Below are 21,823 nucleotides of genomic sequence, written 5' to 3'. Positions count from 1 at the left end.
GGCGTGACCGACGGCCCCGGACGCGCCGTCCCGATCAGCCGCGTGTTCCCGCGGTGGTACGTCGCTGGGGCAGTGGCCTCGATCGTCGTGATCGCCGTGTCGCAGGTGGGCCAGCCCGCGGTCGTCTGCTTCTGGGGCCCCGTCATCGGCCTCACGATCCGCGACCGGCTGGACGACGCCCGGAGCCGTGCCGACGAGGGACACGACACCTCACGAGCCGCACTGCTCGGCCCGGCGTGGCTCGAGCCGGTCCTCTCGCTGCTGCTCACTTCCTTCGCGATCGGCCTGTCGTTCCTGTTGGGCGCCGTCTTCGACGGGCTTGCGCTGCCCGTCGTCTGGACCGGCATCGCTCTCTGCCTCGCCAGCGCCCTCGCGTACCTCGCCATCCTGCTGCGCGGCCGTCGCCGGTCACGGCGCGCGGTCGACACCCGCTGAACCCGCGTGGACCCTCGCGCGCGCCAACGGGTGTGCGCGGGTTCAGCGGGCGCGCAGCGACCGCGGGCAGGAACGACCCGCGCAGCCCCCTCTCTGGGGCGTGACGGCGCGGTTCACAGCGGGCAAGCTCGAAGGACCCCCCGAAAGGCCCTCATGCTCTCGATCGTCTACACCAGTGCCTCGCGCGTCCGTCCGACCGACGGCGACCTCGCCACCTTGCTCATGAACAGCCGCGCGAACAACCGCCGGCTAGGGCTGTCGGGGTTCCTGATGCACAAGCAGGGGCGCTTCGTCCAGGTGCTCGAAGGTCCCGACGAGGTCGTGCAGGCCCGTTACGAGCTCATCGCCGCCGACCCGCGGCACACCGATGTGGTCGAGCTGCTGCGCGAGTCGATCGATCAGCCCCGTTTCGCCGAGTGGTCGATGGGCTACCGACCCACGACCGACGAGCTCGCCGAGGCGATCCCCGGCTACGCGGACGTGACCGGCGCAGCCCTCGACGACTCGCGCCGCCGACCCGACCTCGACCCTGCGGTGCGCGCCCTGCTCGACTGGTTCCGCGCTCCCGTGCCCGCCGGCGCCTGACGCGCCTGCCCCGCGCCCGGCGCCACCCGCAGAGACACCGCACCGCATTTCGTGCACTGCACCAGGTCTAGAACCGGTGCGGTGCACGAAACGCGGTGCGGTGCGGTCCGAGCGGGTGCGCGGCGGGGCTGCTCAGCCCGCGCTAGACGTCCGACTGCGCGTCGTGCTGGGCGGCGCGCTCGCGCACGTCGCCCTCGCGGCTGCCGGTCCCGCCACCGTCGCGGTGGTCGGCGTCGGCCTGCTCGGACAGGCCGTCCGTCTTCTCCTCGGCCGTCGCCTCCTCGGCTCCGTCCATCATCGGGCTGGTCATGGTCTCGTCGGACTTGTCGTCGGTGCTCATGTCGCGGACCGTACGCCCGGCCCCCGCGAGAGCACCCCGAGCTCGCTGTGAACCACCGCCCCGAGGAGGCGCGGGCCGGGCACCGCAGGACGCCCCGCCGTCGCGCCCAGCTCGCCCAGCTCGCTCGCTCAGCGCGCGAGCGTGTCGCGCGGGTACTCGCCGAACCGTGCGGAGTACGACGCCGAGAAGCGGCCGAGGTTGCCGAAGCCCCACTTGCGGGCGACGTCGGACACGAGCACCGAGCCCGGCTCGGACGAGAGCAGGTCTTGCCGGGCCCGATCGAGGCGCACGTGCCGCACGTAGTTGGTGGGGCTCGAGCCGAGGTGCTCGCTCATCAGCAGCTGCAGGGTCCGGGTGTGCATGCCCGCCGCGGCCGCGATGTCGGCGGAGGTGATGGCCTGGTCGGCGTAGGCGTGCACGTACTCCGCGGCCTGGCGGAGGCGGCGGGTGCGCTCGGTCCGCAGGGCGTCGGGCACGTCGATCGCCCGCCAGGGGAACAGGTCGAGCATGCCGCGGACGAGCGCCTGCTGGGCGGCGTGGCGGGCCAGCGCGGGCGTCTCCTCGCCGACGATCAGCGGCGTCACCTCGCCGAGCGTCGTCCGCCACGCGGCGAGCGCCTCGTGGGTCGGCACGGCGGCGTAGTCGAAGACGATCCGCTGCGGCGGCCCCGCGTGGCGCTCGCTGGCGACCGCCTCGAGGAACGCCGCGTCGACGTGCACGATGCCGTGCCGGTGCGGCGTCATCGAGAACGCGAACGACGTCTCGGTCGGCGTGAGGAACGGTCTCGAGCCCTCGCTCGTCAGCTGCCCGACCGGGTAGTCGACGGTCACGGAGCCGGAGCGGAACCACGACATCGCGTAGTCGCGCGACCACGGGATGACGCCCTGCAGGTGCGCCGTGAAGGTGCCGGTCTGCAGGCTCAGGCGCGAGTCGCCGGCGGAGGCGAAGCGGAACGCGAACGGCTCCCCCGTGGCGCGTGCCCGGAACTGGCGGCCGTCGTAGACGCTCTCGAGGCTGCTGCGCGCCTCCTCGAGGTCGTCGCTCGCGAACTGGACACGCTCGAAGCGCGGCCCGGAGTCGGGCCCGGCGGAGGCCACGGCGTCCCTGTCGACGGCAGTGCCGGGGTCGGCGGACGCGACGGCGGCAGCCGTCGCCACGACGGCGAGGCCGTCCTCGACGGCGTGGGCGTCGCTGTGGGTCTCGGTGCTGGTCATGAGTGGTTCTCCTGGTCCGTTCCCGGCCTGCGCCGCCCGCTGGTGAGGCGGACCCGCCTCCTTCGGGACGTCTCGGCGAGCCGGTTCGTCACGAAGCCGCGGGCACGGAGGTGCAGGCACGGATGTCGCGACGACATCATCTCGCACCGTCGACCCCGCGTCACCACCCCCGAGCACGGGGCTGATCGGCCGCGCCCGGCGGCGCCGCACCAGGGTCCTTCCTCGTTCCGAGCATCCCGTCTCGTCGTGGCGCGACGGGATGCTCGGAACGAGACGGGACGACCAGGGGCCCAGCGAGGGAGGCGCCCGCCGCGCACCTGCGGCTCCCCCAGTGGCCGCGGCGCGGCCCGCCGACCGGGCAGGCTCGCGTCAGCGAGCGACGTGCGCGCCGCGGCGGCGGCGCGTCGCAGCCGTCACGACGAGCGCGACACCAGACAACAGCGCGAGCCCGGCGAGCAGGGCGGGCACGGTGCTCTCGGCGCCGGTGTTCGCGAGGCGTCCCGCGGCGAGCTGGCCGCGGCTGCGGTCCGCCACGGGCGTGACCGGGACGGCGGGCGTCACGGGCGGTGTGGTGACCGGAGGCGTGGTCACCGGAGGCATGGTCACCGGAGGCACGACGACCGGCGGCCTGAGATATACGCCCATGTCGGAACGAGCACGATGATCGCGCTGGTTCTCCCGGCTGGCACCCGACCGGCCGTACCCCGACCGGTGGCGTCGCCCCGTACCCGGGCTGGCCCCCGGTCGAGGGCCAGCCCGGCAGGCAGAGGGGACCGCGGCCTAGGAGGCGCGCACCACCAAGGCAGGCAGGGTCGCGCCCTCGGGCCCGGTCACCTCCGCCGCGCCTCCTCGCCTCTCGACGCGGAAGACGGTCGGCTCGCCCGTCGCCTGGTCCGTGACGGTCACCTCTCGCACCCCGTCGGGACCGGGGAACACGTGCAGCGTCAGCCCGTCGACATAGTCGTAGTCGGGCCGGTCGTCGCGGGCGCCGACCGGGACGACCGCACCCTCGCGCACGTACAGCGGCAGGGTGTCGAAGCCGTGCCGCTCGGTGCGCCACGAGCCGCCGTCGACGACCTCGCCGGTGAACCAGTTCGTCCAGCGGCCGTGAGGCAGGTACACCTCGACGGTGCCGTCGGCCGAGAACACCGGCGCGACGAGCAGGTCGGGGCCCAGCATGTACTGCGTGTCGACGTGCACGACGGCGCGGTCGCGGTCGAACTCGAGCACCATCGGCCGCATCACCGGCACTCCCCGCTCGTGCGCCTCGACGCCTGCCTGGAACAGGTACGGCATCAGCGACAGCTTGAGCTTGGTGAACGACCGCGTGACGTCGACGGCCTCGTCGTCGAACAGCCACGGCACCCGGTACGAGCTCGACCCGTGAAGCCGCGAGTGCGACGACAGCAGGCCGAAGGCGACCCACCGCTTGAAGACGCCCGCGTCGGGCAGCCCCTCGAAGCCGCCCATGTCGTGCGCCCAGAAGCCGAAGCCGCCCATCGACAGCGACAGCCCGCCGCGCAGCGTCTCGGCCATCGACACGTGGCTCGACGAGTTGTCGCCGCCCCAGTGCACGGGCATCGTCTGGCCGCCCACGGTCGCCGAGCGGGCGAAGACGACGGCGTCGCGCTCGCCGCGCTCGTCGACGAGCACCTCGTGCACCGCGCGGTTGTAGAGCTGCGCGTAGAGGTTGTGCATCGCCTCGGGGTGGCTGCCGTCGTGCCAGACGACGTCGGTCGGGATCCGCTCGCCGAAGTCGGTCTTGAACGAGTCGACGCCCTGCGCCGTGAGCTGCCGCAGGTAGCCCTGGTACCAGGCCACCGCCTCCGGGTTCGTGAAGTCGACCAGCGCCATGCCGGCCTGCCACATGTCCCACTGCCAGAGGTCGCCGTTCGCCTTCTTCACGAGGTAGCCGGCCGCGGCCCCCTCGGCGAAGAGCGGCGAGCGCTGTGCGATGTAGGGGTTGATCCAGACGCAGACGTGCAGGCCCTTGTCGTGCAGCCGGGCGAGCATCGCGTCGGGGTCGGGGAACGCGCGCGGGTCCCAGACGAAGTCGGTCCAGCTGAACTCCCGCATCCAGAAGCAGTCGAAGTGGAACGCCGACAGCGGCAGGTCGCGCTCGGCGAACCCGTCGATGAACGACGTGACCGTCGCCTCGTCGTAGTCGGTCGTGAAGCTCGTCGTCAGCCAGAGGCCGTAGCTCCAGGCCGGCACGAGGGCAGGCCGGCCGGCGAGCGCGGTGTAGCGCTCGAGCACGTCCTTGCCCGTCGGCCCGGCGATCACGAGGTACTCGAGCGACTCGCCCTCGACCGAGAACTGCACCCGCTCGACCGACTCGGTGCCGACCTCGAACGAGACGGCGCCGGGGTCGTCGACGAGCACGCCGTAGCCCTTGTTCGTCAGGTAGAAGGGCACGTTCTTGTAGGCCTGCTCGCTCGAGGTGCCGCCGTCGGCGTTCCAGATGTCGACGGTCTGGCCGTTCTTGACGAGGGGCCCGAAGCGCTCCCCCAGCCCGTAGACGTGCTCGCCGACGCCGAGGTCGAGCTGCTCGTGCACGAACGACCGGCCGGAGGCGTCGGTCACGTACCCGACGGAGCGGTGCCCCGACCCCGTCAGCCGTTCGCCGCCCGAGCTGAACTCGAGCGACCAGGGGGCGCCCTCGCCCACGGTCGCGGTGAGCGCCCCCGAGGTGAGCGTGCCGACGCCGTCGACGACGCTGACCTCGCCGACCCGCGAGCCGTCGTCGCCGGGCAGGTCGAACCCGCCGCGGCCGCGCGCGCCCTGGTGGTGGTCGATGCGGACGCGGATGACGCCCTCGGCCGGCGACGACAGCGACACGGTGAGCATCGGCCGGTTGAGGGTGTCCCCGCGACCCGCGATGCGCTTGGTCGGGGCGTAGGCGACGAGGCCGCCGTCCTGCTCCCAGACGTCGTGCGCCTCCTGGGCGTACAGGGCGGTGACGCCGGGCAGGATCTCCCAGTAGCCGTCGGTGAACTTCATGCGGTGCTGCCTTCCGGGTGCGCGGGGTGCGAGGAGGAGGTGGCCGGCGAGACGACGGCCGAGCGTTCATGGGCCTCGGAGGTGCGGATGGGCTCGGTCATCAGCCCTTCAGCCCTCCCGAGATCAGGTCGAGCCGCCAGAAGCGCTGCAGGAACAGCACGAGCAGCGTGAGCGGGATGATCGACACGGCCGCCCCGGTGATGGCGAGCGAGTACAGCGCCGGGGCGCCGGACCCCTTCGACAGCAGCGTGTAGAGGCCGACGGTGAGCGGGTAGTCGGCCTGGTCGCTGAGCATCACGAACGGCAGCAGGAAGTTGTTCCAGATGCCGACGAACTGCAGCAGGAACACGGTCACCATGCCGGGCACCATGATCGGCAGCACGATGTGCCGGAAGATGCGCCACTCGCCCGCGCCGTCGATCCGCGACGCCTCGAGGATCTCCTGCGGCACCGCCGACTGCGCGAACACCCGAGACAGGTAGATGCCGAACGGGCTGATGATGATCGGCAGCAGCACCGAGATCGGCCCGCCCGCCAGCCCGATCTCGCTGAGCAGGATGTACTGCGGGATCGCGAGGGTGATGCCCGGGATCAGCACGCCCGCGAGGATCATGAAGAAGATCAGGTTCCGCCCGCGGAACGCGAACTTCGCCAGGGCGTAGCCCGCCATCGTCGAGACGAGCGTCGACAGCACGCCGCCGACCCCCGCGTAGAGCAGCGAGTTCGCGGCCCACAGGCCGTACTGGCCGCCCTCGTAGGCGAACAGGTCGCCGAGGTTGCCGAGCAGGCCGGTGCCCGGGGCGAACGAGAACGAGGTGAACAGCTCGCCCGGCGACTTCGACGAGGCGATGAACACCCAGCCGACCGGCACGAGGCAGTAGAAGGCGCCGATCAGCAGCACGATCGTGGGCAGCAGCTTGCCGCTGCGAGAGGCGCGGGCGGCGCCGGGGCGGGCGGTGCCGCCGGAGCGGGCCGTCCTGCGGTCGCCCTCCGCGCCTCCTGGTCGGGAGCCCGAGCCGGGGCGCGTGTCGAGGGCGGTCACGAGACGCCCTCCTTCCGGCGGCGGTTCGCGACGGCGAGCACGATCGCCGAGAGGGCGACCGTCCCGAGCGCGAGGATGGTCGAGGAGGCGGCGGCCGACGGGAGGTCGTCGGTCAGGAACGCGTCGCGGTAGATGGTCATCAGCGGGGCCCAGCTCTGGGTGATCTCGGTGGTCAGGGGACGGAGGGTGTTCGGCTCGCCGTACAGCTGCAGCGTGCCGATCAGCGCGAAGACGCCGGTGAGGACGAGCGCGGGCACGACGAGCGGGACCTTGATGCGCAGGGCGACCTGGAGCTCGCTCGCGCCGTCGAGGCGGGCCGACTCGTAGATCTCGGCCGGGATGCCGCGGAGCGACGTGTAGATGATGATCATGTTGAAGCCGACGCCGCCCCAGATGGCGATGTTGGCGAGCGACCCGAACAGGCCGCCGGCCTCGAGGAACGGGATCGGCCCCCAGCCGAGCGCGTTCGTCACGTACGAGAACGGGCTCGTGCTCGGCAGGTACATGAAGCCCCAGAGCAGCGCCGCGGTGATGCCGGGCACGGCGTAGGGGATGAAGATCGCCGTGCGCGCGAACCGCTTCGCACGGACGGCGGGAACGTCGAGCAGCAGCGCGAAGAGCAGCGCGAGCCCGAGCGTCAGCGGCACCGCGATGACGCCGTAGATCCCGAGCCGGCCGAAGCTGGCGAGCAGCTCGGCGTCCTGCAGCACGGCGACGTAGTTGTCGAGGCCCACGAAGCGGTCGACCCGGACGCCGAGCACCGACGCCCCCTCCTCGATCCGGTAGGCCCGGAGGCTCGACCAGATCGTGTAGCCGAGCGGGATCAGCATGAACACCACGAACAGCACGACGGCCGGCGCGACGAACAGGTAGGGAGCCAGCGGGCTCCGGCGTCGGCCGCGCGCCGGGCGCGGGGCCGGGCTCGCGGTGACGGGGTGCGTCATCTCGGGGCGCAGCGCGGTGTCAGCCATTCGTGGTCACCTGGTATCCCACTTCCTCCATGTCGGCCACGACGACGGCCTGGGTCGCGACGAAGGCGTCGCGCCACGGGGTGCCGGCCGCGATCGCCGCGTTGAGCTCGTCGGTGAGCGTGGTCGTCGCGAGCGCGACGTTGGGGCCCCACGTGGTGGGGAGGACGTCCTCCGAGACCTCGGCGGCGACGTCGTAGAAGTCGGTCTGCTGCGGCATCAGCGAGGGCGGGGCGTTGCCGATCGCGAGCTCCTGGCCCTCGATCGACGCGGGGTAGACGCCGCGCACGTCGAGCAGCGACTGGTTGCCCTCGGTGCTCGCGTTCATCCACTTGGCGAACGCCGCCGCCTCCTCGGGGTGCTCGCTGTTCTTCGTCACGATCAGCGCCGAGCCGCCCTGGAACGGCACCGCGGCGTCGCCGGGCGTCCACTCGGGCAGCGGCGTGATCTCCCACGAGCCGGAGGTGTCGGGGGCGACGCCGCCGAGCACGCTCGGCGCCCAGATGCCTGCCGCCCAGCCGCCGATCGTGCCGTCGTTGACGCGCTTGTTGTACTCGGGCGAGAGCACGGGGTCGGTGTCGATCGAGCCGTCGGCGGCGAGCTGCTCGAAGAAGTCGGCGACCTCGAGCATGCGCTCGTCGGCGATGCCGACGGTCCAGCCGTCCTCGTCGACCGACCACCAGTCGGCGCCGGCCTGCGCCGAGACCCCGGCCCAGAAGCCGAGCTCGCCGGCGGGGACGGCCGCGAGCACCGTGTCGGGGCGCTGCTCGTGCACGGCACGGGCGACGTCGCCGAACTCCTGCCACGTCGTCGGGACGGCCTGGCCGGTCTCGGCGAGCAGGTCGGCGCGGTAGGTGAGCACCATCGGCCCGGCGTCCTGCGGCAGCGCGTACACCTGGCCGCCGAAGGTCGTCTGGGCCCAGGTGCCCTCGGTGAAGGCGTCGTCCACGTCGGCCACCAGGTCGGTGATGTCGCGCGGCACGTCGGCGATCACCAGCGACGGGATCGTCGTGTACTCGGCGAGCGCCACGTCGGGGGCGTTGCCGGCCCGGCTCGAGGTCAGGAGCTTCGCGGCCGAGTCCGTGCCGCCTCCGGCGTCGGTGTGCCGCACCTGGACGTCCGGGTTCGCGGCGTTCCAGAGGGCGACCTGCTCGCTCTGGCCGACCCCCCAGCCCCAGTACTCGAGGCGGACGACGTCGTCGCCGCCCACGGCGGAGCAGCCGCTCAGCGCGGCTCCCCCGATCAGGACGGTCGCGAGGGCTGCGGCCCTCACGGTCTTCGGGTGTCTCATCTGCATCTCCTTCGACGCGGGTGCCGCCCTGGTGAGGGGTCGGCGGAGGGTTCTCGGGTGGGGTGTCGGGGTCAGCGGGCCGGGGTCTCCTCGATCACGGCCACCGCGCCGGCGGGCACGGTGAACGAGCCGTCGGCGGGCTGGCCCGACACGAGGTCGACCCCGGTCGCGACGACCTGCTGGTCGACGTCGCCGTGGTTGATCGCGAAGAGCCACGACCCTGCCTCGGAGGTGCGGCGCACCCTCTCGAGGCCGTCGTCGCCGACCGCGATGGGTGCGATCCCCTGCTCGGCGACGAGGTCGTCGACGAGGGCCGCGAGCGAGGCGTCGTCGAGGTGCGTGGTGAGGTAGAGCGCCGCACCGCCGCCCGGGGCGTCGCGGCGGAACGTCGCGGGGTGCCCGGCGAGCTGGCCCGTGACGTAGGCACTCGTGACCGTGGCGGCCGCGTCGGTCGGGGCTGCGCCGGTCGGTCCTGCTCCGCTCGTGGCGTCGCCGCCGCCGCCGCCCCACGCACGGGGCGCGGCGAGCTCGCTCCAGACGCGGCCGCGGCGACCGTCGGACAGCTCGACCTCGGCGCCCTGCAGCAGCGGGTAGAACTCCTCCGAGCGCACCCCGAGCAGCTCGCGCAGCACGCCGGGGTAGCCGCCCTCGACGACGCGGTTGTGCCGGTCGACGATGCCGGAGAACGGGGTGACGACGACGGTGCCGCCTCGGGCGACGACCTGCTCGAGGCCGGCCACCGCCTCCTCGGGGCACAGGTAGAGCGTCGCCACGACGACGAGGTCGTAGCCCGAGAGGTCGCTCGTCGGCGCGACCACGTCGACGGCCACACCCTTGCGGGTCAGCGCCCGGTGGAACGCGAGCGGCTGGTCGAGGGCCCTGACGTCGACGCTGGGGTTGTTGCCCGAGCGGAGCGCGTTCGGGCTGATCTCGTCGAAGAGGATCGCCACGCGGGCCTGCTCGACGGTCGACCCGCGCACGGCGCCGATGCGGCGCAGGGTCGCGCCGAGCGCCTCCACCTCGCGGTAGACGCGGCTGTCGGCACCGGCGTGCGGCACGACCGACGAGTGGTGCTGCTCGCTGCCCGCGGTCGACTGGCGCCACTGGAAGAACAGGGCGCCGTCGGCTCCTCGTGCGACGTGGGCCAGGCTGTTGCGCGCCAGCTCGCCGGGCGACTTGGCGCGGTTGCGCGGCTGCCAGTTGACGGCCGAGGTCGAGTGCTCGATCAGCAGCCAGGGCTCGCCCTGCGACATCCCGCGCGTGCGGTCGGCGCTGAAGGCCAGCTCGCCCCAGCGCTCGGGGTCGACGCCGATCGTGTAGTGGTCGTTGGCGACGAGGTCGACCTCGCGTGCCCAGCCGGCGTAGTCGTGCACGCCCGGGTGGTTCTGGATCATGAAGTTCGTCGTGATCGGCACGTCGGGCGTCACGCGGCGCAGCACCTCACGCTCGGCGAGGTAGTGGCCGAGCAGGGCGTCGCTGCTGAAGCGCTCGAAGTCGAGCAGCAGGCCGGGGTTGTGGCTCGTGCCGGTGAAGCGGGGCGCCTCGACCTGGTCGAACGACGTGTAGCGGTGGCCCCAGAAGGCCGAGCCCCAGTGCGCGTTCAGCGCCTCGACCGTGCCGTGCCGCGCCTCCAGCCAGGTCGCGAACGCGGCCGAGGTCTCGTCGCTGAAGCAGTGCGAGTTCTCGTTGCCGAGCTCGTTGCTCACGTGCCAGAGGCGGAGGGCCGGGTGGTGGGCGTAGCGGGCCGCCATGGTCTCGACGAGCCGCAGAGCGTAGCGGCGGAACACCGCCGAGCTCGGCGACCAGCCGAGCCGGCCGCCCTGCGAGACGCGCACGCCGCGGTCGGTGACGAGGCCGATCTCGGGGTGCGCCCGGAACAGCCAGATCGGCGGCGCCGCGGTCGGCGTCGCGAGGTTCACGCCGATGCCGGCGTCGGCGAGCAGGTCCATCGCGCGGTCGAGCCAGCCGAAGTCGAACTCGCCGTCGGCGACCTCGAGCAGGCCCCAGGAGAAGACGGCGAGGTTGATGCTGTTGACCCCGGCGCGGCGCATGAGGGCGACGTCGTCGGCCCAGAGCTCCTCGGGCCACTGCTCGGGCGACCAGTCGCCGCCGAGGGCGAGGCCGTCGGTGATCCAGGGGAAGGTGCGGGGCTCGGGCAGGTCGCGGGAGCGGGACGTCAGCGTCGACATCGGGGGCCTCTCGGTGGTGGGTGGGTGCGGCGGGTCGTGGTGGTGGGGGGAACGGTGGTGGCGGGTCGCGGTGGTGGCGGGTCGTGGCGGCGGGGTAGGAGTGTCGAAGCGCTTCGACGACGGGCCGTCGGCCGTCAGGGGCATCGAGGAGTCAGGAGACGGCGACCTCCGCGGTCGAGCGGCCCGCGATCCAGGTCGGCGCTATCAGCTGCACCTGATCCGTCGACCGGCCGTCGAGCTGGGCCATGGTCAGCTCGACCGCGCGACGGCCCGACTCCTCGGCGGGCAACGGCACGACGTCGAGCGCCGGCACGAACTCGGCCGTGTCGAAGCTCGAGCAGGCCGAGACGACGGACACGTCGTCGGGCACGCGCAGGCCGCGGGCGGCGAGCGACCGGAGCACGGCGCGGTGGGCGCCCTCGTTGCAGTTCAGGACGAGCGCGGTCAGGTCGGGGAGCGCCTCCTGCAGCACCTCGACCGCGTCACGGGGGTCTCCGGGCGCCGGCGCGTGCGCGACGGCGCCGCGCAGCGCGCGGGGGTCGGCCTCGATCGCCGCGACGAAGGCGTCGCGGAACCGCGGCGCGAAGTTCGAGCCGTGCTCGTAGAGGGCCGCGGCGTGGCCGACCATGCCGATCGACCGGTGGCCCTGGTCGGCGAGCCGGCGGACCGAGGTGCGCGCCGCCTCCTCGAAGTCGAAGTCGACACAGACGAGACCGGTCGTGTCGCGGGGCACGCCGACGACCGTCGCGGGCAGGTCGAGCTCGCGCAGCAGCGGGAGGCGGGCGTCGTCGGTGTCGACGTCCATGAGGACGACGCCGTCCACCAGCTGGCTCGACGCCACCCGGCGGAGGCCCTCGAGCGGGTCGGCCTCGGTCAGCAGCAGGATGTCGTAGTCGTGGCGCCGGGCCGCCGTGGCGATGGCCACGACGAACGACATGAACGCGGGCGGGTGCGTCTCGGCGTGCATCGGGGCGCTGAGGGCGAGGATGTTCGTCCGCGTACCGGCCAGCATGCGAGCGCCGGCGTTGGCGCGGTAGCCGAGGTCGCGGACGGCGGCGTCGATCCGGAGGCGGGTGTCGGCCCGGATGGACCGCTTGCCGCTGAGTGCGTACGAGACGGTGCTGATCGAGACGCCGGCGGCCTTCGCCACGTCGTGGATCGTGGTCATCTCGGCCTCCTCGTCGAGTCGTCGTGCGTCTGGTCACTCGTCTCGGCGAAGCGCTTCGACGGCTGTGTCGGACCTGAGACTAAAGGACCGTGAACGTTCACGCAAGGCGCGCGCATCCGACCGCGCCGCTCGGGGCACGCCCGCGGCGTCGCCGCCGTGAACCGCGTTCCGAACCATGAACCGCGTTTTGTCGCGGTTCATGGTTCGGTTCGCGGTTCATCATGCGAGGCTGACAGAGGGGGCAGGGGCCCTTGCCTCTGCGCCGCCTGTGTGAATACGATGAGCCGATCCGCCCCTGGCCCCGTTCGCGGGGTCGGCGAGGGCGGTCCTGCCTCGAGACAGCACGCGGCCACGACGACGTGGCGGCGTGGACTGTCCCGCGTCAGTTCGTGATTACAAGGGAGTAATCGTGGCCGTCGGTCCTGTCCGCACTCGTTCACCTCGCACCGCCAGCTCGTCCTCGCGACGCGCGCCCGGCTCCCGGCACCGCGCCCGTGGCCGTGGCCTGCTCGGCGCCGCCGCGCTGACCGCTGTCTCGGCCCTGCTGCTGAGCGGCCTGCCGGCGGTCGCCGCCTCGGCCGCGCCGGTCGACCTGGCGCGGTACGGCACGGTCGTCGCCTCGGCGACGCAGTCGGACAAGGACGGCACGTTCCCGGCCGACGCCCTGATCGACGGCGACTCGACCACGCGCTGGGCGAGCGGCAACGGACCCGACGAGGACGTCCCGTTCACCGCCTCCGTCACGGTCGACCTCGGCGGCGTCTCCCGCGTCGACTCGATCGGCATCGACTGGGAGGACTCGTACGCGTCGAGCTACCGGATCGAGACCACGCAGGGCGACCCGGCCCTCGAGGCGAGCTGGACGGTCGCGAAGACGGTCACGAGCGACGGCGGCCGGGACGAGGAGGCGGTCGGCACGCCCGACGCGCCCGTCGAGGCCCGCTACGTGCGGCTCAGCATGCTGCAGCGCGCATCCGCCACCTGGGACCTGCCGCGCCAGCACTGGTACGGCTACTCGGCCTTCGGCCTGCAGGTCTTCGGGGAGTCGCAGACCCGCGCGGTCACGCTCGACCGGTCGACCGCGACGGTCGCCGCCGGGCAGCCGCTCGCCGTGGGGCTCAGCCTGACGGGCGCGAGCACCGAGCCGGTCACCGCGCGCGTCCGGTCGACCGACGGCACCGCCGTCGCCGGCACGGACTTCGAGGCTGTCGACCAGGAGGTGACCTTCGCACCCGGCGAGACCACCGCCTCCGTCGTGGTCACGACCCTGTCGACGGGCGGCCTCAGCCCGCGTCGCGCCTTCACGCTGACGCTGTCCGAGCCGAGCGACCCCGTGACCCTCGGGGCGCGGTCGACGTTGGCCGTCACCGTGACGCCGACCGGCGCGCTGCCGAACGTCGGCGCCACGACCGTGATCGACGACTTCGAGGGCGACGTGCCCGCCGGGTACTTCCCGTGGGGCGCGAACGCACCGGTGACGCCGACGCTCAGCACCGTCGCGGCCGATCGTGCGGGATCGTCGGGCGCAGGCGCGAAGGTCCTCAGCGCGGCCGTCGCGGGGCCCACCACGCAGGCGGACTGGTTCGGCTTCGCGCACGACACCGCGGCCACCGACTGGAGCGACCACGACGGCTTCTCGTTCTGGTTCAAGGGGAACGCCACCGGCCTGCCGCTGCGGTACGAGCTGAAGAACGGCAACGACGCCCTCTTCGAGCAGACCGTCGTCGACGACAGCACGGACTGGAAGCAGGTCAGCGTGCTGTTCGCCGACCTCCGCTCGAAGACGGCCCCGACCAGCGACGCGCGCTTCGACCCCTCCGCCTCGACCGGCTTCGCCGTGACGCTCACGGCCCTCGGCGCCGGCACCTGGCTGTTCGACGACGTCGCCGTGTACGACCGCGCGACGATGATCGAGGACTTCGAGGGCGACGTGGACCTCACCACCGGGGCCGACCCCGTCGGCTTCTTCACGTGGGGCTCCCCCGCGCCGCTCGAGCCGACCATCAGCCGCGAGGTGACGACCCAGGAGCGCGCCGGGGTCGCGGACAACCGCGTGCTGAGCGGCACGTACTCGATCCCCGAGGGCGGCTACGGCGGGCTCAGCCACGACCTGGCCGACGCGCAGGACTGGTCGAGCTACCAGGGCCTGCGGTTCTGGTGGTACGCCTCCCAGGCGAACAACCCCGCCTCGCCCACCGCCGGCGCCGACCTCAAGGTCGAGATCAAGGACGGCGACCCCGCGGGCGGCGGCGACACCGCCGAGACCAGCGAGCTCTGGGCCGCCACCTTCAAGGACAACTGGGGCAGCAGCACCAGCCGCTGGAAGCTCGTGGAGCTGCCCTTCTCGTCGTTCACGCCATCGGGCTACCAGCCGGGCGACGACGCGACGAAGAACGGCACCCTCGACCTGACGAGCGCCTTCGGCTACTCGATCACCTTCGCCCCCGGCACTCCGGCGCCGGTCGGCTGGGCGATCGACGACACGCAGGTCTACGGGACGCCCGCGACCGCCGCCTCCGTGACCGTCGACTCGACGCAGGACGTCTGGCTCGTCGACGCGGGCGACACCGCGGAGGTGCCGCTCACCCTCTCGACGGCGGGCGACGAGCCCCTCGCCTCCGACGTCGTCGTCGACTGGGCGACCGCCGACGGCACCGCCGTCGAGGGCGTCGACTACGACGCGGCCTCGGGCACGGCGACGTTCCCGGCCGGCTCGCCCTCGGGGACCGTGCAGACGATCAGCGTGACGACCCGCGCCTCCTCGGGGCCGGCCGAGTCGAAGGAGCTGCAGCTGACGCTCGCGTCGACCACGGCCAAGGTCGGCGAGGGCCCGCGCATCGTGATCGGCGCGCACGACCTGCCCTACCTCGACGCGTCGCTGCCGACCGCCGAGCGCGTCGCCGACCTGCTCGGGCGGATGACGCTCGAGGAGAAGGTCGGCCAGATGGCGCAGGCCGAGCGCCTCGGGCTGTCGTCGCCGAGCGACATCAGCGGACGCGCCCTCGGCTCGCTGCTCAGCGGCGGAGGATCGGTGCCGCAGGGCAACACCGCCGTGGCCTGGGCCGACATGGTCGACGGCTACCAGCGTGAGGCGCTCTCGACCCGCCTGCAGATCCCGATGATCTACGGCGTCGACGCCGTGCACGGCCACAGCAACGTGGTCGGGGCGACGATCTTCCCGCACAACACCGGCCTCGGCGCGACCCGCGACCCGGCGCTCGTCGAGCAGATCGCCCGCGTCACGGCGCAGGAGGTGCGCGCGACCGGCGTGCCGTGGACCTTCGCCCCCTGCCTCTGCGTCTCGCGCGACGAGCGCTGGGGCCGCAGCTACGAGTCGTTCGGCGAGGACCCCGACCTGGTCCGCACCTTCGCCGCCCCCTCGGTGATCGGCCTGCAGGGCGACGACCCGACCGACATCGGCGGCGCCGACGAGGTGCTGGCCACCGCCAAGCACTGGGCCGGCGACGGAGGCACCACGTACGACGAGTCCGTCGTCGGCACCGGCGCGTACCCGATCGACCAGGGCGTGACCGAGGCCGAGTCGCTCGAGGACTTCACCCGGCTGCACGTCGACCCCTACCTGCCTGCCCTCGAGGCCGGCGTCGGCACGATCATGCCGTCGTACTCGGCGGTCGACCTCGGCGACGGGCCCGTGCGGATGCACGAGAACGCCGCGCTCAACAACGACCTGCTCAAGGGCGACCTGGGGTTCCAGGGGTTCCTCATCAGCGACTGGGAGGGCATCGACAAGCTGCCGGGCGGCAGCTATGCCGACAAGGCCGTCCGCTCGGTGAACGCCGGGCTCGACATGGCGATGGCGCCCTACAACTACGGCGCGTTCATCGACAGCATCGTCGCGGCCGTCGGCTCGGGCGCCGTGTCGCAGTCGCGGGTGGACGACGCCGTGCGGCGCATCCTCACGCAGAAGTTCGACCTGAACCTGTTCGAGCAGCCCTTCGCCGACCGCACCAACGTCGACGGCGTCGGCAGCGCCGCGAACCGCGCGGTGGCCCGCCAGGCCGCGGCCGAGTCGCAGGTGCTGCTGAAGAACGCAGGAGGCGCGCTGCCGCTGGCTGCGGACGCCGACCTCTACGTGGCCGGCTCCAGCGCCGACGACCTCGGTCGCCAGATGGGCGGCTGGACGATCAGCTGGCAGGGCGGGTCGGGCGACACGACGACCGGCACGAGCATCGCCGAGGGCATCCGCGAGGTCGCTCCCGGCGCGGCCGTCACGGTGAGCCCCGGCGCCGCCGAGCCGATCCGCGCCGACCAGACCGGCGTCGTCGTCGTCGGCGAACGGCCCTACGCGGAGGGGCAGGGCGACGTCGGCAACAACGGCTCGAGCCTGTCGCTCACGCCCGCCGACCAGGCCGTCGTCGAGAAGGTCTGCGCCGCGACCTCGTCGTGCGTCGTGCTCGTCGTGTCGGGCCGCCCGCAGCTGCTCGGCGACGTCGTCGGGCTCGCCGACGCGGTGGTCGCCTCGTCGCTGCCGGGCTCCGAGGGCGCGGGCGTGGCTGACGTGCTCTTCGGCCGCCTGCCCTTCGCCGGGCGCCTGCCGGTGACCTGGGCCGCGAGCGCCGACCAGGTGCCGATCAACGTGGGCGACGCCGACTACTCGCCGCTGTACCCGTACGGCTGGGGCCTGCGCACCGACGGCGCGCGCGAGCGGCTGGAGGCGCTCGTCGCGTCGCTGCCCGCAGGCGAGGCCCGCGACGGCGTGCAGGACGTGCTCGACGGCGACGTCTGGGCAGCGGACGGGACGGTGGCGGTCGGGGACGCCGACGCCGTCGCGCGCCTCCTCCGCTCGCTGCTCGAGGCGGTCGGCCCGTTCTCGGGGACCGATCTCGACGCGATGGGCGCGGCCGACGACCTCGTGTCGGTCGCCCGCGACCTCGCGCAGGCCGCGATGGTCGACGGGACGGCCGCCGCCGGGCCGGCTGGTGTCGGCGCGGCGGCGCTGACCGCCGACGCGGAGAACGCGCTGCAGCGCGGGCTGCCCGACGTGGCGCTCGCCCGTCTCGCGACCGTGCTGGGCATCGACCTCGGCGTCGTCGAGCCGGCCAAGACGGTCGTGCCGGGCACGCTCTCGCCGGCCACGGCACGTCCGGGCGACACGGTGTCGATCACCGCGACCGGGTTCGTCGCGGGCGAGGAGCTCGCCGGGACGGTCTTCTCCGAGCCGCAGTCGATCGGCGACACGACCGCGACCGTCGCCGGGGTGGGCGTGCTGCGGTTCGTCGTGCCGGCCGACCTCGAGCCGGGGGCGCACGTCGTCGAGCTCGAGGGCGCGGGGCAGCTCGCGCGGGCGACGCTGACGGTGCTCGCCGCCGCGGGGCCGGGCGACCCCGGTGACCCGGGCACGCCGGGCGGCGGCACGCCGGGTGCGGGCACGCCGGGTGACGGCACGCCAGGTGCGGGCACGCCGGGCGGCACTCCGGGCTCAGGCACGCCGGGCGCAGGCGCAGGCGTGGGCGGCGGGTCGGGCGGCGCGGTGGCCGTCGCCGGCCGCGACGGCCTCGCGTTCACCGGCTCGGACGCCTGGGTCGGCATCGCCGGCACGGCGCTCCTGCTGATCACGGTCGGGGCGTGGCTGACGCTGCGCCGCCGCCGCCTCGGCGCCCTCGGCGACGAGTAGCCAGCCTCCGGCGGCGGCGGCGGCTGCTCGGCCCGCTGCGTCTCCTCGAACCGCGTTCCGAACCATGAACCGCGTTCTTTCGCGGTTCATGGTTCGGTTCGCGGTTCATCGCCCACGGGACGATGAGGGGGCGCGAGGGGCGCGAGGGGCGCGGGGGGTGCGGGCGCGGGATCCGAGCGGCAGGGCGGGCTGCGCGGAGCCGCCCGTCGCCCGCCTGGAACACCGCGGAGTGGACGGAACACCCCGAAACGACGGGGTGCTTCGTCCACTCCGGGGTGTTCCGGCCTCCGGGCGGCGCAGCCGGGCGCGGGGCGGCGCCGGGCGCGGGGCGGCGCAGCCGGGCGCGGGGCGCGGCGCGCTACGCGGACTCGCGCAGCAGCAGCGTGCGCGCGACGCGGCGCCGCGGCGGCTCCGCGCCGGCGAGCATGTCGGCCACGACCTCGACGGCGACGCGCGCCAGCTCGGCCTTGTCGATCGAGAGCGTGGTCAGCTCCGGGGTGACGAGCGAGCCGAGGTCGAGCCCGTCCATGCCGACGACGGCGACGTCGTCCGGCACGACGACGCCGAGCCGCGCGAGGCCCTTGAGCGCCCCGATCGCGAGCACGTCGTTGAAGGCGAGCAGGGCGTCGGCGTCCGGGTACGCCCGGAGCAGCTCCGCGACCGCCCGCACCCCGTCGGCGTGGGTCTGCTCGACCCGCACCTCGGAGGCGGGGCTCCACGCCAGGCCGTGCTCGGCCAGGTAGTCGCGGTAGGCCAGGGCCCGCCCGGAGCCCTCCACGCCGGAGTCGATCATCGCGACCCGGCTGCGGCCCGCCGCCCTGAGGTGGTCGAGGGCGCTGCGCACGGCCGTCCGGGTCTCGATCTCGATGACGCCCTGGGCGCCTCCGTCGGGGTCGGTGTCGACCTCGACCGTCGGGACGCCCGCGACCTGCTCGCGCAGGTCGCCGAGCGGCATCAGCGAGACGAGCACGTCGACGCGCGGCACCAGGGACGCGAGGCTCTCCCGAGCCACGGAGGCGTCGTGCCCGAGGTCGCACAGCAGCACGCCCCAGCCGCGTGCGGTCGCCGCCCGGCTGAACTCCGACGCGACCTCCGGGTAGTAGGGGTTGCGGAGGTCGTCGAGCACGAGCCCGACCGTCACCTGTCGGCCCTTGACCAGGCCCTGGGCCGCACGGTTCGGCCGGTAGTTCAGGTCGCGGGCCGCCTGCACCACGCGCTCGCGCGTCGCCGCGCTGACGTCGGGCAGGCCGTTGAGCGAACGGGTCACGGTCTGGCGCGAGACACCGGCGACCCGGGCCACGTCGAGGATCGTGGCAGGACGAGGGAGGCGGGGGTCGGCAGTCGTCACCCCCTGAGGTTACTGGTAGCGTCGTCTGTGGCCGTGAACGTTCACGGTCGCTCGCTCGACTGCACGGCCCCGCGACCGCCCACCCGCTCGCCGGGTGCCTGCCGACCCAGTGAAGGACACCGATGTCTCCCCTGACCACTCCCGCCGACGCGACCGTCCCCTCCTCGGCCCCTGCCGCCTCCTCGACTGCTGCCTCCTCGACCTCCGACCGTCTGGCCGAGCCGGGCGCCGTCGCCCGCTGGGCCGTGCTCGGCGCCGGCACGATCGCCCGGAAGTTCGTCTCGCAGCTGCCCTCGTCGGGCGGGGCGCTCGCCGCGGTCGGCAGCACCGACGCGGGACGCGCCGCCGAGCTCGCGGCGTTCGCCGTCGAACAGGGCGCGGCGCCCGCCGGGGAGGAACCCCGTGCCGACGGCACCGTGGGCGCGCCGACCGAGCTCGTCCGCACCGGGACGTACGCCGAGGTCCTCGCCGACCCGACGATCGACGCCGTCTACGTGGCGACCGTGCACACCACCCACGCCCGCCTCGTGCTCGACGCGGTCGCGACCGGCAAGGCCGTGCTCTGCGAGAAGCCGCTGACGCCGAACGCGGGCACGACGATGGCCGTCGCCGACGAGGCCCGCCAGGCCCGCGCGACCCTGGTCGAGGCGGTCATGTACCGGTTCCACCCGCAGACGCGGGCCCTGCTCGAGCTCGTCCGCGACGGGGCGATCGGCGAGCTCGTGCACGTCGACGCCGCGTTCTCGTTCGCCGCCTCCGAGCGCGAGGGCCGCCTGTTCGACGTCGACACGGCCGGCGGCGGGATCCTCGACGTGGGCGGCTACCCCGTCTCGTTGGCCCGCGCCGTGGTCGGGGCCGCTCGCGGCCGCGCGTTCGCCGAGCCCCTCGCCGTCACCGCCAAGGGCACGCTCGGCCCCACCGGCGTCGACGAGTGGACCCTGGCCCAGCTCGACTTCGGCGACGGCGTGACCGCCGCCGTGCGGTGCGGCGTCCGTGTCGACGACGCCAACATCGCGACGATCACCGGCTCGCGCGGCAGCATCGTGCTCACCGACCCGTGGTTCGGCGACGACGCGGAGCTGACCGTCCGCACCGTCGACGGCGAGACCCGGACCCTGTCGTTCCCCGGGGCGCAGCCCTACGGCCTCGAGGCCGCCGCGACGATCGCCGCCCTGCGCGACGGCACCGGCGAGGCCGCCGAGATCAGCCTCGACGACAGCGTCGGCACCGCCCGCGTGCTCGACCAGTGGCGTGCCGCGATCGGCCTGCGCTACCCGTTCGAGCGCGAGGACGTCGACATCCCCACCGTCACCGGCCGCCCGCTCGCCGTCTCCCCCGACGCCCCGATGGTCTACGGCGAGATCGCCGGGGTCGGCAAGAAGGTGTCGCGGCTGGTCATGGGAGTGGACAACCAGCAGGACCTGGCGCACGCCTCCTCGATCTTCGACCACTTCGTCAGCCAGGGCGGCAACACGTTCGACACCGGCTGGCTCTACGGCGACGGCGAGATGGAGGCGCGGCTGGGCCGCTGGATCGCGAACCGCGGCATCCGAGACGACGTCGTCGTCATCACGAAGGGCGCGCACACCCCGCACTGCGACCCCGAGTCGCTGACCCGCCAGCTGCTCGAGAGCCTCGACCGCCAGGGCACCGACCACGCGGACATCTACATGATGCACAGGGACAACACCGACGTCCCCGTGGGCGAGTTCGTCGACGTGCTCGACGAGCACCGCCGGGCCGGGCGCATCCGCGTCTACGGCGGCTCGAACTGGACCCCGGCCCGTGTCGACGAGGCGAACGAGTACGCCAGGGCCCACGGCCGCGCCGAGTTCTCGGTGCTGTCGAACCACTTCGGCCTCGCCGAGGCCTACGACGTGCCGTGGGCCGGCTGCGAGCACGTCACCGACCCCGAGTCGAAGAAGTGGCTCGAGCAGCGCCAGATCCCGCTGCTGCCCTGGTCGTCGCAGGCGCGCGGCTTCTTCACGGGCCGGGCCCGCCCCGACGACCTCACCGACGCCGAGCTCGTGCGCTGCTACTACAGCGCCGACAACTTCGAGCGCCTGCGCCGTGCGGAACAGCTCGGGGCCGAGCACGGCGTCGCCGCGACGGCGATCGCCCTGGCCTACGTGCTGCACCAGCCGTTCCCGACGTTCCCGTTGTTCGGGCCGCGCACCATCTCGGAGGCGCGGTCGTCGATGCGCGGCCTCAGCGTCTCGCTCTCGGACGAACAGGTCGCCTGGCTCGACCTGCGCTGACCGGGCGCATTGCCGAGGAGGCGGTGGCCGGGTCCTCGGGACCTGCCCACCGCCTCCTCCGTGCTGGGGGCGGGTCGGCTCGAGGTCACGGTCAGGTAACGCACCAATCCCATCCAGCGAGGGTGGCGAACCCTTGTCAACTCCCCACCGGGAACCACAGACAAGGAGAAACCTATGAACATCTCACGCAAGACCATCACCAAGTCCGCCTTCGGCATCGTCGCCTCCGGCGCCCTCATCTTCAGCCTCGCCGCGTGCTCCTCGACCGACGCCGGCTCCGGCTCGTCGTCGTCCGCCGCCCCGTCGTCCTCGTCGTCGGCTGCGTCGACCGAGCCCGTCGCGTCGCTCCC

At 73.5% G+C, this 21,823-nt stretch carries 14 protein-coding genes; 4 read left to right on the top strand and 10 right to left on the bottom strand.

The features are described 5' to 3' along the window. Positions 1 to 3: 3 nt before the first annotated feature. Positions 4 to 435, top strand: coding sequence for a hypothetical protein (locus tag EDF20_RS15320; RefSeq protein WP_133739297.1), 432 nt, complete (start codon positions 4 to 6; stop codon positions 433 to 435). 153 nt (positions 436 to 588) lie between these two features. After that, positions 589 to 1,020, top strand: coding sequence for a BLUF domain-containing protein (locus EDF20_RS15315; RefSeq protein ID WP_123546942.1), 432 nt, complete (start codon positions 589 to 591; stop codon positions 1,018 to 1,020). A 142-nt stretch (positions 1,021 to 1,162) separates the two neighbouring features. Here EDF20_RS15315 and EDF20_RS15310 read toward each other — a convergent pair whose 3' ends face one another. The 9 genes from EDF20_RS15310 to EDF20_RS15270 all read right to left on the bottom strand — a co-directional run bounded on the left by EDF20_RS15310 (position 1,163) and on the right by EDF20_RS15270 (position 12,232). Beyond that, entirely contained in the window at positions 1,163 to 1,360 is a 198-nt protein-coding gene (locus EDF20_RS15310) for a hypothetical protein (protein WP_123546943.1), read from the bottom strand. Positions 1,361 to 1,488: 128 nt separating this feature from the next. Continuing rightward, positions 1,489 to 2,574, bottom strand: a complete 1,086-nt coding sequence (locus EDF20_RS15305; protein ID WP_133739296.1) for a helix-turn-helix transcriptional regulator — start codon at positions 2,572 to 2,574, stop codon at positions 1,489 to 1,491. A gap of 369 nt (positions 2,575 to 2,943) precedes the next feature. After that, a complete protein-coding gene (locus EDF20_RS15300; RefSeq protein ID WP_208292678.1) occupies positions 2,944 to 3,165 on the bottom strand; it encodes an LPXTG cell wall anchor domain-containing protein in 222 nt (73 codons plus the stop codon). A gap of 189 nt (positions 3,166 to 3,354) precedes the next feature. Beyond that, positions 3,355 to 5,574, bottom strand: coding sequence for an alpha-xylosidase (yicI, locus tag EDF20_RS15295; RefSeq protein ID WP_133739294.1), 2,220 nt, complete (start codon positions 5,572 to 5,574; stop codon positions 3,355 to 3,357). Between the two features lie 100 nt (positions 5,575 to 5,674). Further along, positions 5,675 to 6,616, bottom strand: coding sequence for an ABC transporter permease subunit (locus EDF20_RS15290; protein ID WP_133739293.1), 942 nt, complete (start codon positions 6,614 to 6,616; stop codon positions 5,675 to 5,677). Then, on the bottom strand, positions 6,613 to 7,587 hold the full coding sequence (locus EDF20_RS15285) for a sugar ABC transporter permease (protein WP_233569007.1): 975 nt from the start codon (positions 7,585 to 7,587) through the stop codon (positions 6,613 to 6,615). The genes EDF20_RS15290 and EDF20_RS15285 overlap by 4 nt, the downstream gene beginning before the upstream one ends. Continuing rightward, the gene (locus EDF20_RS15280; protein WP_243833522.1) at positions 7,580 to 8,875 is read right to left on the bottom strand and encodes an extracellular solute-binding protein; all 1,296 of its coding nucleotides are present in this window, start codon (positions 8,873 to 8,875) and stop codon (positions 7,580 to 7,582) included. Before EDF20_RS15280 ends, EDF20_RS15285 begins: the two co-directional genes overlap by 8 nt. Positions 8,876 to 8,946: 71 nt before the next feature. Then, positions 8,947 to 11,064 carry a beta-galactosidase gene (locus tag EDF20_RS15275; protein WP_133739291.1) on the bottom strand — a complete coding sequence of 706 codons (2,118 nt, stop codon included), beginning with the start codon at positions 11,062 to 11,064 and terminating at the stop codon, positions 8,947 to 8,949. Positions 11,065 to 11,215: 151 nt separating this feature from the next. Next, positions 11,216 to 12,232, bottom strand: a complete 1,017-nt coding sequence (locus EDF20_RS15270; protein WP_123546950.1) for a LacI family DNA-binding transcriptional regulator — start codon at positions 12,230 to 12,232, stop codon at positions 11,216 to 11,218. 409 nt (positions 12,233 to 12,641) lie between these two features. On the opposite strand from EDF20_RS15270, the gene EDF20_RS15265 reads away from it, so the two are divergent. After that, entirely contained in the window at positions 12,642 to 17,867 is a 5,226-nt protein-coding gene (locus EDF20_RS15265; RefSeq protein WP_133739290.1) for a glycoside hydrolase family 3 N-terminal domain-containing protein, read from the top strand. A gap of 358 nt (positions 17,868 to 18,225) precedes the next feature. Here the strand turns inward: EDF20_RS15265 and EDF20_RS15260 are convergent, their stop codons facing one another. Further along, entirely contained in the window at positions 18,226 to 19,215 is a 990-nt protein-coding gene (locus tag EDF20_RS15260) for a LacI family DNA-binding transcriptional regulator (RefSeq protein ID WP_133739289.1), read from the bottom strand. Positions 19,216 to 19,337: 122 nt separating this feature from the next. Here EDF20_RS15260 and EDF20_RS15255 point away from each other — a divergent pair, with 122 nt between their 5' ends. Then, positions 19,338 to 21,473 (top strand): aldo/keto reductase, encoded by a 2,136-nt coding sequence (locus EDF20_RS15255; protein WP_133739288.1) that lies wholly within the window; start codon positions 19,338 to 19,340, stop codon positions 21,471 to 21,473. Positions 21,474 to 21,823 lie beyond the last annotated feature (350 nt).

It is taken from the genome of Frigoribacterium sp. PhB116 (assembly GCF_004364285.1).
Classification (GTDB): domain Bacteria; phylum Actinomycetota; class Actinomycetes; order Actinomycetales; family Microbacteriaceae; genus Frigoribacterium.
This window is presented reverse-complemented; position numbering and strand designations above follow the sequence as displayed.

What these genes read in the sequence shown, in the direction of transcription:
- EDF20_RS15315 (WP_123546942.1), top strand. Translation starts at nt 589, where the DNA reads ATGCTCTCGATCGTCTACACCAGTGCCTCGCGCGTCCGTCCGACCGAC.
- EDF20_RS15310 (WP_123546943.1), bottom strand. Translation starts at nt 1,360, where the DNA reads ATGAGCACCGACGACAAGTCCGACGAGACCATGACCAGCCCGATGATG.
- EDF20_RS15305 (WP_133739296.1), bottom strand. Translation starts at nt 2,574, where the DNA reads ATGACCAGCACCGAGACCCACAGCGACGCCCACGCCGTCGAGGACGGC.
- yicI (WP_133739294.1), bottom strand. Translation starts at nt 5,574, where the DNA reads ATGAAGTTCACCGACGGCTACTGGGAGATCCTGCCCGGCGTCACCGCC.
- EDF20_RS15285 (WP_233569007.1), bottom strand. Translation starts at nt 7,587, where the DNA reads ATGGCTGACACCGCGCTGCGCCCCGAGATGACGCACCCCGTCACCGCG.
- EDF20_RS15280 (WP_243833522.1), bottom strand. Translation starts at nt 8,875, where the DNA reads ATGAGACACCCGAAGACCGTGAGGGCCGCAGCCCTCGCGACCGTCCTG.
- EDF20_RS15275 (WP_133739291.1), bottom strand. Translation starts at nt 11,064, where the DNA reads ATGTCGACGCTGACGTCCCGCTCCCGCGACCTGCCCGAGCCCCGCACC.
- EDF20_RS15270 (WP_123546950.1), bottom strand. Translation starts at nt 12,232, where the DNA reads ATGACCACGATCCACGACGTGGCGAAGGCCGCCGGCGTCTCGATCAGC.
- EDF20_RS15255 (WP_133739288.1), top strand. Translation starts at nt 19,338, where the DNA reads ATGTCTCCCCTGACCACTCCCGCCGACGCGACCGTCCCCTCCTCGGCC.